General features: G+C 73.2%; 12 protein-coding genes. 3 read left to right on the plus strand and 9 right to left on the minus strand.

Annotation, left to right across the window (positions count from 1 at the left end; all coding sequences use genetic code 11):
• Window positions 1-89 precede the first annotated feature (89 nt).
• Together ACFZDL_RS19260 and ACFZDL_RS19265 are read right to left on the minus strand one after the other, a co-directional pair.
• On the minus strand, window positions 90-1,409 hold the full coding sequence (locus ACFZDL_RS19260) for an ankyrin repeat domain-containing protein (protein ID WP_353588183.1): 1,320 nt from the start codon (window positions 1,407-1,409) through the stop codon (window positions 90-92).
• A 95-nt stretch (window positions 1,410-1,504) separates the two neighbouring features.
• Complete coding sequence (locus tag ACFZDL_RS19265) at window positions 1,505-2,536, minus strand: saccharopine dehydrogenase NADP-binding domain-containing protein (protein ID WP_353588181.1); 1,032 nt, start codon at window positions 2,534-2,536, stop codon at window positions 1,505-1,507.
• Window positions 2,537-2,658: 122 nt separating this feature from the next.
• Between ACFZDL_RS19265 and ACFZDL_RS19270 the strand changes: the two genes are divergently transcribed.
• Window positions 2,659-3,621 carry a helix-turn-helix domain-containing protein gene (locus tag ACFZDL_RS19270; RefSeq protein WP_353588179.1) on the plus strand — a complete coding sequence of 321 codons (963 nt, stop codon included), beginning with the start codon at window positions 2,659-2,661 and terminating at the stop codon, window positions 3,619-3,621.
• A gap of 62 nt (window positions 3,622-3,683) precedes the next feature.
• On the opposite strand, the gene ACFZDL_RS19275 is transcribed toward ACFZDL_RS19270, so the two are convergent.
• The 3 genes from ACFZDL_RS19275 to ACFZDL_RS19285 all read right to left on the minus strand — a co-directional run bounded on the left by ACFZDL_RS19275 (window position 3,684) and on the right by ACFZDL_RS19285 (window position 8,028).
• A complete protein-coding gene (locus ACFZDL_RS19275; RefSeq protein ID WP_353588177.1) occupies window positions 3,684-5,477 on the minus strand; it encodes a phospho-sugar mutase in 1,794 nt (597 codons plus the stop codon).
• A gap of 1,149 nt (window positions 5,478-6,626) precedes the next feature.
• Window positions 6,627-7,442, minus strand: a complete 816-nt coding sequence (locus tag ACFZDL_RS19280; RefSeq protein WP_353588176.1) for a purine-nucleoside phosphorylase — start codon at window positions 7,440-7,442, stop codon at window positions 6,627-6,629.
• Window positions 7,443-7,590: 148 nt separating this feature from the next.
• Window positions 7,591-8,028, minus strand: coding sequence for a gamma-glutamylcyclotransferase (locus ACFZDL_RS19285; protein WP_353588174.1), 438 nt, complete (start codon window positions 8,026-8,028; stop codon window positions 7,591-7,593).
• 86 nt (window positions 8,029-8,114) lie between these two features.
• Between ACFZDL_RS19285 and ACFZDL_RS19290 the strand changes: the two genes are divergently transcribed.
• A complete protein-coding gene (locus ACFZDL_RS19290; RefSeq protein WP_353588172.1) occupies window positions 8,115-9,563 on the plus strand; it encodes an NAD(P)H-quinone dehydrogenase in 1,449 nt (482 codons plus the stop codon).
• 162 nt (window positions 9,564-9,725) lie between these two features.
• A complete protein-coding gene (locus ACFZDL_RS19295; protein WP_391191619.1) occupies window positions 9,726-10,709 on the plus strand; it encodes a DeoR family transcriptional regulator in 984 nt (327 codons plus the stop codon).
• Between the two features lie 74 nt (window positions 10,710-10,783).
• Here the strand turns inward: ACFZDL_RS19295 and ACFZDL_RS19300 are convergent, their stop codons facing one another.
• The 4 genes from ACFZDL_RS19300 to ACFZDL_RS19315 form a co-directional block, all read right to left on the minus strand.
• Entirely contained in the window at window positions 10,784-11,377 is a 594-nt protein-coding gene (locus ACFZDL_RS19300) for a helix-turn-helix domain-containing protein (protein ID WP_353588168.1), read from the minus strand.
• Between the two features lie 88 nt (window positions 11,378-11,465).
• Window positions 11,466-12,536, minus strand: a complete 1,071-nt coding sequence (locus ACFZDL_RS19305) for a hypothetical protein (RefSeq protein WP_353588166.1) — start codon at window positions 12,534-12,536, stop codon at window positions 11,466-11,468.
• A 39-nt stretch (window positions 12,537-12,575) separates the two neighbouring features.
• The gene (locus ACFZDL_RS19310; protein WP_353588164.1) at window positions 12,576-13,016 is read right to left on the minus strand and encodes a hypothetical protein; all 441 of its coding nucleotides are present in this window, start codon (window positions 13,014-13,016) and stop codon (window positions 12,576-12,578) included.
• A 137-nt stretch (window positions 13,017-13,153) separates the two neighbouring features.
• Window positions 13,154-13,582: biotin/lipoyl-containing protein (locus tag ACFZDL_RS19315; RefSeq protein WP_391191622.1), on the minus strand; the 429-nt coding region annotated here is incomplete at its 5' end.

Below are 13,582 nucleotides of genomic sequence, written 5' to 3' on the forward strand. Positions count from 1 at the left end.
TGTTTGTGGTGAGTATGGGACAGCGACACGCCGACATCACGGCGTGTCGCTGTCCCATACTCACCACAAAGCTAAAGCTCCGCCGGTGGTCAGGCGGCGGCCTCGCGCAGTCTTCGCACCACCGGCTCGTAATTGGCGTGGCCGTTCTTCACCCACTTTTCGGCGCACTCCAGCGCGGTGCTGCCCTGGTACGAGATGTCGCGGACACCGTGGCGGAGGAGCACATCGACGAGTTCGAGAAGTATCTCGCCGGGCACCTCGCGCTCGTAGTACCCGGTGAAGTGGAGCAGCGCGTGCAAGGCCGGGCCGTCCTGAGCCCGTAGCCACGGCCGCTGGGCCGCCGCCTCGGCGTCCTCGGGGCGGGCTCCCGACTCGAGGAGGAACCGCAGTTGGCTGACGCGTGTTTCGAGGGCTTGCCGGCCGCCGTGGTACGGCAGGTCGGCCAGGAGGCGGCCGAAGTCCGGATCCGTGAGCCGGACACTCCGCGCGCCCTTGCCGACGAGGAAGCGGATCGTCTCCTCGGGGTAGGGCCGGGTGGCGATGGCCATGTCGAGCAGCGTCGAGCCGTCGCGGTTCTGCGCGTTGATGGGGGCCCCGGCCTCGATGAGCGCGCGCAGGATGTCCAGGTGGCCGGCGTCCTCGATCCGCTCCGCGCCGGCCGAGACCCGCTCCATGTCGTCGAGTGACGCGAATTGGGGGGCGTTGTTGTAGGTGGCCTGGAGCGCGGGATCCGCTCCTGCCGCGAGCAGCGCCGCCACGGCGGACACCTGGCGGTGGGCCACGGCGATGTGGAGTGCGCTCATGCCGCGCTCATCCAGCGCGTCGATGCGGGCGCCCTCGCTCAAGGCCTCGGAGACGGCGTCGGCGTCACCGGCCTCGGCGGCGTCCATGAGCGCGCGGTCGGCGTCCGAGGGGTCTCCGGTGGGCTGGAGTTCCAGGATGCCGTAGTCGGCCTCCTGGTTGGGCGGGACGGCGGTGCTGAGGAAGACGAAGCGGGCACCGGCGAGCCAGCCCGGGCCCGCGCTCGTGTCCACCTCGATGGCGCCCTCGTAGCCCATGAGCAGGCACGCGAGAGCGCGGCGCTCCGGTGAGCGGATGCCGTCCAGCCGCCGGAGGTCCGCCTCCCTCATGTCCTCCTCGTCGGGCGGATCTCCCACCTCCTCCAGTACGGCGGACGCCAGGATGTCCAGCGCGTCGTACACGGACGTGGCCTCGCCCAGTCCGGCGAGGATCGAGCACTCCTCTCCTTCCTCGTCCTCGATCCCGTCGAAGAGGTCGAGGGGCAGCGGGGCGCCGTCGTCATGGGCGTAGCGGTTGGCCACGGACACATAGCGCCTGCCGGAGAGTTCGGGCCGGCGCCGGTCGGCCTCGGCCTCTGTGAGACAGCGCAGCACGTCGTTCAGATCCATGGCCGCGATTGTGTACGACGGCGCCCGGCCGTGCCGAGGCCGTTGTCAAGGCCGACGCCGAGGCCGACGCCGACGCGGGGCGGCAAGGGCGTGCGCTACGGGCGGACTTCGAGGGAGAGGTGCGCGGACAGCGCGCGCAGGAAGTCGGCCGCGTCGAAGATCTCGCCCGCGGAGGCGACCCCGGCCGTCCTGGTCCGTCCCGTCAGGATGCGGTGGACCGCTTCCACCGCGAGCGGCGCGGTGACGGCGTAGATGTCCCGGCCCCGCGCCACGGCGCGCCGTTCGGCGCCGCCGGAGCGCACCACGGCATCGACGAGAAAGGTCTGATCGGACCGCCCCCGCTCGTCGGCCGCCGTCGGCTCCGGTGTGTCCGGGGCCGACAGGTCCCTGGCCGCCTCGACCGACATGTAGGTGCGCACCTCGGGGATGGACAGGTGGCTGGGGACGGTGACGACGTCGGCCATCGTGAACTCCCCGAGGACGGTCCGGGGGCCCATCGGGTCGGGGAAGGGCCACTCCAGGGTCGGCAGTTCGTCGCCGTGGTACTCCAACCGCCCGTTCGCGTAACGGACGCGCCGGCCCTCCCGCCGCCGCTGGGACACCGCGCCCGCGGCGCGCGTTCCGGCGGTGGGGTGCCAACTGCTCAGCCCGTACGCGATGTGCGCCTCGTCGGCCGACGTCCAGTCGCCCATCGCGGCGGTGACCAGCAGGTCGCCGAGGCCGCCGTAGAAGGCCATCGCGGGGACGATCACCGCTCCCGCGGCACGGGCGCGCTCCGCGAAGTGCGCGAACGTATCGACGTTGGCCTCGATCTCGGCCGCCACATCCACATACGGGATACCGGCGCGCAGTGCCGCCTCGATCACGGGGGCGGCCGTCGTGGCGAAGGGCCCGGCACAGTTGATCACGGCCGCCGCGCCGGCCAGCGCACGGTCGAGCGCGGCCGGGTCGTCCACCGACGCCGGGCGGGCGTCCAGGCCCGATGCGGACTCCGCGAGCGCCTTCAGCTTGTCGGCGTCGCGCCCGGACAGGACCGGGACGAACCCGCGATCCCGCAGGTGCGCCACCACAAAGCGCCCGGTGTGCCCGTACGCGCCGAACACCGCCACCGTGAGCCCCGATCCCATGGGTTCTCCCCCGTACTCGAATTGATCTGCCGCGATCTGCCGCGATCTGCCGCGGACCATCCTGACGAGGGGTGGCGGCCCGGACGAGTGTCCGGAACGCCATGACCCATACAATTCCGGACGTGAATACCGTCGCACTGGCCGTCACCGACGGCATGCTCCACTTCGAACTGTCCATGGCGTATGAGGTCTTCGGCGCCGACATGAGCGGCGTGGCCGACCCCTGGTACGGCCTCGCCGTCTGCGGGCCGGCCGCCGTGCGGCTCGGCCGGTTCCGGCTGGAGCCCGACCACGGCCTCGACCAGCTCGCGCGCGCCGACACCGTGATCGTCCCGGGCTGGGCCGACATCGACGTCGACCCGCCCGCCGACCTGGTCGACGCGGTGCGCGCGGCCCACGAGGCGGGCGCACGCGTGGCCTCCCTGTGCACGGGCGCGTTCGTGCTGGCCGCCGCCGGTCTGCTGGACGGGCGGCGCGCGACCACACACTGGGCGCACACCGAGATCCTGGCCGCCCGCCACCCCGAGGTGGAGGTGGACCCGGACGTGCTCTACGTGGACGGCGGCAGCGTGCTCACCTCCGCAGGCAAGGCCGCCGCCATGGACCTGTGCCTGCACCTCGTCCGCCTCGACCACGGCTCGTCGATCGCCAACACGGTCGCCCGCCGCCTGGTCGTGCCGCCGCACCGGGACGGCGGCCAGGCCCAGTTCGTCACCACCCCGCTCCCCGCCCCGGCCAGCCACCCGCTGGCCGAACTGTTCCCCTGGGTGATCGAACGGCTGGACCAGCCGCTGACCGTGGAGGACCTGGCCCGCCGGGCGAGGATGAGCTCGCGCAACCTGGGCCGCCACTTCAGGGCGGTGACCGGCACCACCCCGCTGCAGTGGCTGCTGACCCAGCGGATCCGCCACGCCCAGGAGCTGCTGGAGACCACCGACGACAGCGTCGACGCCATCGCGGCGGCCGCCGGCATGGGCACCGCCACGACGCTGCGCCGACACTTCAACCGCACGGTCGGCGTGCCCCCGGACGCCTACCGCCGCACCTTCCGCGCCCGGACCCGGCCGGCCATGACGCCGGAATGACCATGGCGCCGCAATGGCCGTGGCGCCGGAACGACCATGGCCCATGGCCTGACCAGGAGCGTTCAGATGCCCGCCGTCGCCGCGAGATCCGCCTTGAGCGCCGACAGGACCTGCTCCGCCGTCGCCCGCGCCGGCGCGAGGGCGTCCGCCCCGGGGACGTCGACCACCACCTCCAGATAGCACTTCAGCTTCGGCTCGGTGCCGCTGGGACGGACGATCACCCGGGCCGACCGGACCGTGCCGCCCGGGCCGGCACCGATGCGGCCGGAGAGGAGGTAGCGCAGCCCGTCCGTCGGGGGCAGCGTCGCCGTACCGCGCGAGAGGTCTTCACCGGCGGACACGGCGAGGCCCGCGAGCTCGGCGGGCGGCTGTTCGCGCAGCCGCTTCATGGCCTGGGCGATCAGGGACAGGTCCTCGACGCGTACGGAGAGCTGGTCGGTCGCGTGCAGCCCGTGTTCCAGCGCGATGTCGTCGAGCAGATCGGTGAGGGTGCGGCCCTGCTCCTTCAGCTCGGCCGTCAGCTCGGCGACGAGCAGGGCGGCCGTGACGCCGTCCTTGTCGCGTACGCCCGCCGGGTCGACGCAGTAGCCCAGCGCCTCCTCGTAGGCGTAGCGCAGCCCCTCGACCCGGGCCAGCCACTTGAAGCCGGTCAGCGTCTCGGTGTACGGCAGCTCCGCGGCCTGGGCGATCCGGGACAGCAGGGACGACGAGACGATCGAGGTCGCGAACGTGCCGCGGGCGTTCTTGTGGATGAGGTGGGTGGCGAGGAGCGCGCCCACTTCGTCGCCCCGGAGCATGCGCCAGGCGGGGGTGGCGTCGGGCGCCGTGGGGTCGGGGGCCGGCACGGCCACCGCACAGCGGTCGGCGTCCGGGTCGTTCGCGATGATGATGTCGGCGCCGCCGGGGCCGAGGCGGCGCGCGGTGGCGAACGCCAGGTCCATCGCGCCCGGCTCCTCCGGGTTCGGGAACGCGACGGTCGGAAAGGCCGGATCAGGCTCGGCCTGCTCGGCGACCACCGTGGGGGCCGGGAAGCCCGCGCGGGCGAAGGCCGCGGCGACGGTCTCGCCGCCGACGCCGTGCAGGGGCGTGTAGACGACGCGTACGTCCCGGGGGGAGGAGTGGGAGAGGACGGCGTCGGTACGGGCGAGATAGGCGCCCAGGACGTCGTCGCCGAGGGTCTCCCAGCCGGAGTCGGGGCGGGGGACGTCGGCGAGGCCGCCGATCGCCGCGATCTCGGCGGCGATGTCGAGGTCGGCGGGCGGCACGATCTGGGAGCCGTCGCCGAGATAGACCTTGTAGCCGTTGTCGCGGGGCGGATTGTGGCTGGCGGTGACCTCGATCCCGGCGACCGCGCCGAGGTGGCGGATGGCGAACGCGAGGACGGGGGTGGGGAGGGGACGCGGCAGCAGGGCGGCCCGGAAGCCCGCGCCGGTCATGACGGCGGCGGTGTCGCGGGCGAAGTCGGCGCTCTTGTAGCGGGCGTCGTAGCCGATGACGACGAGGCCGGGCTGCGGCTCGGCGTCCGCCTGCTCGGTGGTGCCTGCCTGCTTGGTCGCGCCTGCCTGCTCGGTCGCGCCCGCCTGCTTGGTGAGGTACGCCGCGAGACCGGCGGCGGCGCGGATGACCACGGCGCGGTTCATGCGCATGGGCCCGGCGCCCAGCTCGCCACGGAGGCCGGCGGTGCCGAACTGCAGCGTGCCGGAGAAGCGCTCGGCGATCTCGTCGAGGGCCTTGGCCTCACCCGCCTCGGCCGCCTCCAGCAGCTTGGCCAGCTCGTCGCGGGTCTCGGGGTCGGGGTCCTCGGCCATCCAGGCGCGGGCCTCGGAGATGAGTTCGGACTCGGGGGTGGGCGCCATGGGCGGCCTCCTGGTGTGGGTGGGGGGCTGGGTCGGGCGGATGCGTGGTTCTGGGCGGGATCGGGGGCGGGGCCGGGCAGCGCTGTCGCAAGCCCGCGCCCGCCGCCTCGGCGCCGCCGGAGGTGGATGGCCGCCGAGGGTGGCTGACCAGTGAGTACCCCGAGAGACAGCCCTGACGCCCGGGGTTCGCCCGGCGCCGGACCATGCCACCCGGGCCGGGTCGGCCCGCTGCGGCTGTACGTCCGCGGCGGGCCAGCGCGGTGGCGCCCGTCTGGCCCGGGCCGGTCCGCTGCGGCTGTACGGCCGCGGCGCACGGCCGTGGCCCACGAGCGCTGCGGCACCTGCCGCGGCGCGGCCGTGGCGCACACCGCGCTGCGGCGGGCGCGGGGGCCCGCGCCGGCCCACAGGGCCCCGCGCCCGGGCCTCGCGGTCCGGCGCAGCGGCGCCCGCCTGGGCCGGGTCGGCCCGCTGCGGCTGTGCGGCCGCCGCGCACGGGCGTGGCGGCACCCACGGGCGCCCGGACCCCGCGGTCCGGCGCGGCGGCGCGGGTGGTGCCACCCGGCCGCCGTCGCCCGGTCGCCCGGACCGTGCGCCGCCCGGCCCGTACGTCCCCCGACCACCTGCCGCCCGGCCGTCTCCCGCCCGGTTCGCCGGCCGGCGAGGGCGGCGAGGGCGGCGAGCCGGGGGCAGGGGCTCGGCGTCGGTGAGTCGGGTGCGGCGGGCCGGGACCGACGGGTTCGGTCGACGGCTCAGGGGCGGCGGTCCGGGTCGAACGGGGTGGGTCACCAGGGCCGGGGTCACCTGCTCGGGTCTGGCTCGGGCCGGCGGGTCCGGGTCGGTGCGTCCCAGGCACCGGCTCGGGGCCCGAGGCTCGGACTGGCGGGTCTGCGTCGGCGGCTCGGGCTTGTACGTCCGGGGCAGTGGGTCCCGGTCAGCGGGGCCAGGCCGGTGGCTCCGGTCTGTGGCCCAAGGCCCGTGACTCGCGTCCGTGACTCGCGTCGGCGGCTCGGGTCCGCAGGGCCGGGGTTACCGGCCCAGGTCAGCGCGTTCGGGGCACCGGCTCCGGTCCTGTGGGTCCGGGCGAGCGCGTACGGATCGCGTACGGATCACCGGTCAGGGCCGGCGGCCCGGGGCGTCGGCGGGCGCGGGTCAGATGCGGTCGAGGACCTGCGCCAGGAGGCTCCCCATCCGCGCGGCGGAGTCGCGGCCGGCCTGAAGGACCTCCTCGTGGTTGAGGGGTTCGCCCGTCATGCCCGCCGCGAGGTTGGTGACCAGGGAGATGCCGAGGACTTCGGCGCCGGCCTCGCGGGCGGCGATCGCCTCGAGGGCGGTGGACATGCCGACGAGGTCCGCCCCGAGGGTGCGGGTCATGGTGATCTCGGCGGGCGTCTCGTAGTGCGGGCCGGGGAACTGCGCGTAGACGCCCTCCTCGAGGGTGGGGTCGATCTGCCGGCACAGGGCGCGCAGCCGGGGCGAGTAGAGGTCGGTGAGGTCGACGAAGTGCGCACCGACGATCGGGGAGGTTGCCGTGAGGTTGATGTGGTCGCTGATCAGCACCGGCTGGCCGGGGCGCATGCCCTCGCGGAGGCCGCCGCAGCCATTGGTGAGGACTACGGTCTTGCAGCCGGCGGCGACGGCGGTCCGTACACCGTGCGCGACGGCGGCGACACCGAGGCCCTCGTAGTAGTGCGTGCGGCCGAGGAAGACCAGCGCTCGCTTGTCGTTGATCTTGTACGAGCGGAGCTTGCCCGCGTGGCCCTCGACGGCGGGCGGCGGGAAGGAGGGGAGATCGGTGACCGGGAACTCGTGTTCCGGGGCGCCGAGGGCGTCGGTGGCGGGTACCCAGCCGGAGCCGAGGACCAGGGCGACGTCGTGAGTCTCTTCGCCAGTGAGTTCGCGCAGGCGCGCGGCCGCGGCGTCTGCGGCGGCGTGGGGGTCCCCCTGATGGGTAACTGATGCGTTCACGCGCACGAGACTAGCCGGTGTTTGCCTACGCGCGTAGAAGTATCGACGGCGGTATTCGATTCGTTGTCAAGGCGCGATCGAACCGCGGGGAAGAGGCGTGCGGAGCAGGCCAGTCGAGGGGCCCGGGAGACGGGGCGGGGCCGCGGTCTCAGCAAGGGCGCTTGCGCAGTTCCATGACGTAGTCGTGCGGGGCGCCCGCGGATTCCGCGGCATCCGCGATCTCGCCGAGGTAGCGGGCGGAGGGCAGGCCGCCCTCGTAGCCGTTCAGCACATACAGCCAGGCCGCCTCGTCGCCGTCCAGGGTGTGGACGCGGACCCGCATCCGGCGGTAGACGTCCAGGCCGACCCCCTCCCAGCGGTCCATGGACTCCTCGTCCATGGGGGCGATGTCGTACAGGGCGACGAAGACCTGGGAGCGCGGTGCCTCGACGATGGTGACGAGGGCGCCCTCCCAGCCCATCTGTTCGCCGCCGAAGGTCAGGCGCCAGCCGTTGATCCACCCCGTGCCGCGCAGCGGGGAGTGCGGTGCGCGGCGGGACATCAGCCGCGCGTCGAGGTTGCCGGCGTACGCGGCGTAGAGCGACATGGCTCAGAGGGTACGGGAGTGGGGGGCGAAGGTTTCGGGGGCGGCGGGAACCCCCCGGAGGAGTGATGTCGAACGGGTGCGGGACAATGGAGCATGTGACTCGGATCGTGATCATTGGTGGCGGACCCGGCGGCTATGAGGCGGCGCTGGTCGCCGCCCAGCTCGGCGCGGAGGTGACCGTCGTCGACTGCGACGGTCTGGGCGGGGCATCGGTGCTCACCGACTGTGTGCCCTCGAAGACTTTGATCGCCACCGCTGAGGTGATGACGAACTTCGACTCCTCTTATGAGGAGCTGGGGATCATCGTCGCGGATGACACCCCGCCGCTGGAGCAGGCGGCCCGGGTCGTGGGCGTGGACCTGGGCAAGGTCAACCGACGGGTGAAGCGCCTGGCGCTGGCCCAGTCGCATGACATCACCGCTTCGGTCACCCGCGCGGGTGGGCGCGTGCTGCGCGGGCGCGGGCGGCTGGAGCCGTCGCAGTCGCCCGACGGGTCACGGAAGGTGATCGTCCGGGCCGCGGACGGCACCGAGCAGACGCTGATCGCGGACGCCGTGCTGGTGGCGACCGGGGCCCACCCGAGGGAGATCCCGGACGCGCTGCCGGACGGGGAGCGCATCCTGAACTGGACGCAGGTGTACGACCTCGACGAGCTCCCGGAGGAGCTGATCGTGGTCGGCTCCGGTGTCACGGGCGCCGAGTTCGCCGGCGCGTACCAGGCGCTGGGGTCCAAGGTCACCCTCGTCTCCAGCCGGGACCGGGTGCTGCCGGGCGAGGACCCGGACGCGGCGGCGGTGCTGGAGGACGTCTTCCGCCGGCGCGGGATGAACGTGATGGCGCGCTCGCGGGCGCAGGCCGCCAAGCGGGTCGGGGACCGGGTGGAGGTGACCCTCGCCGACGGGCGGGTGATCACTGGCACGCACTGCCTGATGGCCGTCGGCTCGATACCGAACACGGCGGAGATGGGCCTGGAGGAGGCCGGGGTCCGGCTCAAGGAGTCCGGGCACATCTGGACCGACAAGGTCTCGCGGACCAGCGCGCCGGGCGTGTACGCGGCGGGCGACTGCACCGGGGTGCTGGCGCTGGCGTCGGTGGCGGCCATGCAGGGCCGGATCGCGATGTACCACTTCCTCGGCGACGCGGTCGCCCCGCTGAACCTCAAGACCGTCTCGGCGAACGTCTTCACGGACCCGGAGATCGCCACGGTCGGCTACTCCCAGGCCGATGTGGACGGCGGGAACATCGACGCCCGGGTGGTGAAGCTGCCGCTGCTGCGCAACCCGCGCGCCAAGATGCAGGGCATCCGGGACGGCTTTGTGAAGATCTTCTGCCGTCCGGGCACCGGCATCGTGGTCGGCGGTGTGGTGGTCGCGCCGCGCGCCAGCGAGCTGATCCATCCGATTTCGATCGCGGTCGACAACAATCTGACGGTGGAGCAGATCGCCAACGCCTTCACGGTGTACCCGTCGCTGTCCGGCTCGATCGCCGAGGTGGCGCGGCAGCTGCACACGCGCAAGACGCAGGCGGAGGCGTAGGCCGCTCGCTCCCCATATCCCCCTCACACCGTCCCCATACCATCTCGCGGGGTCGCAGACGAACAACATCTGTTAATTGGTGCAAGCTGCTGAAACCAGACGGTCGTTGGCGTTACTGTCAGTTTCGTGTTCGCTGCAGAACGTCGCCAATTGATCCTTGAAATGGTGCGTGCGAACGGAGCGGTGTCGCTCCGCGAGCTCGCCCGCGTCGTCCAGACCTCCGAAGTGACCGTACGGCGGGATGTGCGGGCGCTGGAGGCAGAAGGACTGCTCGACCGCCGGCACGGCGGTGCGGTGCTGCCGGGCGGATTCACCAGGGAGTCCGGCTTCCCGCAGAAATCCCATCTAGCGACCGCGGAGAAGACGGCCATCGCCGATCTCGCGGCCGGTCTCGTCGATGAGGGCGAGGCCGTCGTGGTCGGCGCCGGGACCACCACGCAGGAGCTGGCCCGCCGGCTCGCGCGCGTCCCGGGTCTGACCGTGGTCACCAACTCCCTGCTCGTCGCCCAGGCGCTGGCCCATGCCAACCGGGTCGAGGTCGTCATGACCGGCGGCACCCTGCGCGGCTCCAACTACGCGCTGGTCGGCAGCGGTGCCGAACAGTCCCTGCAGGGGCTGCGGGTCAGCCGGGCCTTTCTGTCCGGCAGCGGGCTGACCGCCGAGCGCGGCCTGTCCACGTCCAACATGCTGTCGGCCAGCGTCGACCGGGCGCTGGTGCAGGCGGCGGCCGAGGTGGTGGTCCTCGCGGACCACACCAAACTGGGCACCGACACCATGTTCCAGACGGTGCCGACGGATGTGATCACCCGTCTGGTCACGGACGAGCCGCCCCCGCACGACGAGCGCGCCCTGACCGAACTGCAGGCCCTCGCCGACCAGGGCGTGCAGATCGCGGTGGCCGGGCCGGGCGCGGGCTCGGGCCCGGCGGGCGGTGAGGGCGGTCCGGCGGGGCCGGGCCGCCAGCAGCCCCGGCTCGGCGGCCCGCCCCCCGCGCGCGGCACGGAGGACGGGCTGCCGCTCCCCGGACCGCGTCGCAACCACCCGCACCCACCGGGCCCCGGGCCCGGCGCCACGCTGCGCGGCGGGATGCCGCTCGCGGAGCAGCCGGGAGGCCGGGTCGCGGACCTGGCGCCACGGCGGCGCTGAGGGGGGTGAAGCCCTGACCGGTTCGGGCCGGTTCAGCCGGACGTGAGGCCGGCTGGGCAGGACGTGAGTCCCGTTCAGCGGGACTTGAGGCCGGTGAAGGTCAGGGCCAGCAGCCGGTCGGCCAACTCCGGGTCGTCCGGTGACTGTTCCACCGCCAGCGCGATGGCGTTGGTCAGCTGCATCAGATCGTCTATGCCGACGTCGGACCGTACGTTCCCGGACTGCTGGGCGCGGGCGAGCAGCGCGCTGCCCGCCTCGCGCATCGGCAGACCGCACCCCTGGGACAGCGATGAGCTCTCGTCCCCGGAGGCCGCCATCAGGGCGTGCGAGAGCCCGCGGTAGGTGCTCGCGTAATCGATGATCTCGCGCAGCCAGTCGACCAGCGCATGGCACGGCTGCGGCGCCTTCGCCAGCTCGCGGGCGCGCGCCAGCAGCGCGCACACCTCTTGTCGGAAGACGGCCCCCATGAGCGCGGTGCGGTTGGGGAAATGCCGGTACAGCGTGCCGATCCCGACCCCCGCGCGGCGCGCGATGTCCTCCAGCGACGCGTCGGTGCCGTGCTCGACGAACGCGGTCCTCGCCTCGTTCAGCAGCCGCTCGTAATTGCGGCGCGCGTCGGCGCGCATGGCGCGCGGTGGGGTGTGCGCCGTGGCTGTCTCGGTCGCCATCGCGGTCCTCCCTGCGCCGCTGGTCGTACGGGGTCGGCCGGCCGTACGGAGGTCAGGGGCCGTACGGGGCCGTGGGTCAAGCATGCCATTACGAGCCGGGTGGGGGCGGCGTCGGCGGCGGGACCGGGGGCCAGGCCGGCGGCTGGGGATCGGCGCGGAACGGGTCGAGGGCGGCCGCGCGCTCGTGGTAGGGGACCCGGGACAACAGGCAGACCAGCGTCCACATGGTGCGCTCGGCGGCGAGCTCGGACGGCAGCGCCAGGCCCAGCGACTCGGCCAGCGGCTTGCGGCCCACGTTGACCAGCGCCCGTACGGCGGCGGCCCACACGTCGGTGGCGGTCACGGCGGACCGGTACCACAGCGGGATCAGCGCGATCAGCACGGCGGCGGTGGTCAGCAGCGCGGTGCGGTCCGCGTCCCCGGAGGCCAGCGCGGCCAGGGCGGCCGCCGCCACCGCGGCGTGGCCGTAGAGCAGGGCGATGAAGAAGTCGACGCTGGCGCGCGCCAGTTCCTCCTGGCGGCGGACCTGCTCGGGCGCGATGCCGGTCAGCTCTCCCCACAAGACCTGGGTGTCGAGGCGGAAGCGGTCATAGCCGTACTCCTCCAGACGGCGGATGGCATTGCCCAGGCGGGTGGGCGCGACCTGGTCGTCGTCGATGGGGTAGCGGCGCAACCGCTCCTGCAGGAGGGCGCGCTGGGCCGCCGTACGGAGGCGGTCCCGGCGGGCGGCACGGGCGATACGGGGGTTGGCGCGCAGCTCGGCCAGTTGTCGGGCGGCCTCCGGCGACAGCCCGCCCTCGCGCTCGAGGCATTCGAGACGCAGCAGCGCGAGGCGGTCGCGGAGGTCCTGTTTGGTCTGCCGGTGGCGGCGGCAGCGCCCATCGTAGGCGGTGGCGGGCCACAGGATGTAGCCCTCCAGGAGGCGGTAGAGCAGGGTCTGCACCGCCGAGACGACGAGTCCGAGGAGGAGGGAGACGGCCAGCAGGAGGAGGGCGGTGTTGACCTTCGACGAAGGCCACAGGCGCTGCGCCAGGTCGATGTGGTGGAGGCTGGGCGCGACGGTGAAGAAGAAGACGGACAGGTTGAGCGCGGTGGGCAGGATCCAGCCGACGAGCAGGGTCCAGGCGCCGCCGAGCACGCCCTTGGCGATATCACCCACGGGGGCGGGCCTCCCGTGGCTGGGGGGCGAGCGGATCGGTCACGCGTTGTCGTCCGTCGTCTCGTTGTCGTCCGTCGTCTCCTCGTCCCAGTCGTCGTCGCCGAACGGAGGGCCGGGCGGCCGGGCGGGCATGGCGTCGCCGATCGTGATGTCCCTGTGGGAATCGCGTCCCTGGACGACAGGGCCGCTGATGGATTCGTTGGAGCCGCTGGGCTCGCTGCGGACCTTGCCGCTCCCGGCGACCGTGCCGTATTGGCTTGTCCACTTCCGGAGTCTGCGGTCGAACTGCCGGCCCTCGCGGATGCGTTCCTCGATCAGTACGACGAGCAGGTGCGGGGTCACTACGAGGTCCGCCGCCGTGGCGCCCCGCCGCAGCACCAGCGCGATCAGCGCGTCCCACGCCCTCCGGGCCGCCGCGTCCCCGGTCCGTGCGGCAGCCTGGATTCGCGTGATGAGCGCTTCCAGGTTCTTCTGTGCCATAGGTCCCCCTCCCTCGGCCGAGCTCACATCGTGCCGCGCGGACGGCTCCGGTCGCCACCGTATGCGCCGGGCCCCGGTCGAGGGGATCGACCGGGGCCCGGGGGTACAGCTGTGTGGCGGGGTGTCAGCCCTTGCTGTCAGTCTTTGATTTCGCAGATGACGGCGCCGGAGGTGATGGAGGCGCCGACTTCGGCGGCGAGGCCCTTGATGGTGCCGGAGCGGTGGGCGTTCAGCGGCTGTTCCATCTTCATCGCTTCCAGGACCACGACCAGATCGCCCTCGGCGACCTGGTCTCCTTCGGCGACGGCGACCTTGACGATGGTGCCCTGCATGGGCGAGGCCAGGGCGTCACCGGAGGCGGCCGAGCCCGACTTCTTCACGGCCTTGCGCTTGGGCTTCTTCGACCCGGCCCCACCGCCGGCCGGAGCGGCCGCCACACCGAGCGAGGCGGGGAGGGAGACCTCCAGCCGCTTGCCGCCGACCTCGACGACCACCGTCTCGCGTGCGACGGGCTCGTCGGTTTCGTCGGTGCCGGTGGGGGTGTAGGGGGTGATGGTGTTGTTGAA

Source organism: Streptomyces sp. NPDC007917 (assembly GCF_042959105.1).
Lineage (GTDB): Bacteria > Actinomycetota > Actinomycetes > Streptomycetales > Streptomycetaceae > Streptomyces.

Excerpts from the sequence above, each read along its gene's own strand:
- ACFZDL_RS19260 (WP_353588183.1), bottom strand. The coding sequence starts at position 1,409 with ATGGATCTGAACGACGTGCTGCGCTGTCTCACAGAGGCCGAGGCCGAC.
- ACFZDL_RS19265 (WP_353588181.1), bottom strand. The coding sequence starts at position 2,536 with ATGGGATCGGGGCTCACGGTGGCGGTGTTCGGCGCGTACGGGCACACC.
- ACFZDL_RS19275 (WP_353588177.1), bottom strand. The coding sequence starts at position 5,477 with ATGGCGCCCACCCCCGAGTCCGAACTCATCTCCGAGGCCCGCGCCTGG.
- ACFZDL_RS19285 (WP_353588174.1), bottom strand. The coding sequence starts at position 8,028 with ATGTCGCTCTACGCCGCGTACGCCGGCAACCTCGACGCGCGGCTGATG.
- ACFZDL_RS19290 (WP_353588172.1), top strand. The coding sequence starts at position 8,115 with ATGGAGCATGTGACTCGGATCGTGATCATTGGTGGCGGACCCGGCGGC.
- ACFZDL_RS19295 (WP_391191619.1), top strand. The coding sequence starts at position 9,726 with ATGGTGCGTGCGAACGGAGCGGTGTCGCTCCGCGAGCTCGCCCGCGTC.
- ACFZDL_RS19300 (WP_353588168.1), bottom strand. The coding sequence starts at position 11,377 with ATGGCGACCGAGACAGCCACGGCGCACACCCCACCGCGCGCCATGCGC.
- ACFZDL_RS19310 (WP_353588164.1), bottom strand. The coding sequence starts at position 13,016 with ATGGCACAGAAGAACCTGGAAGCGCTCATCACGCGAATCCAGGCTGCC.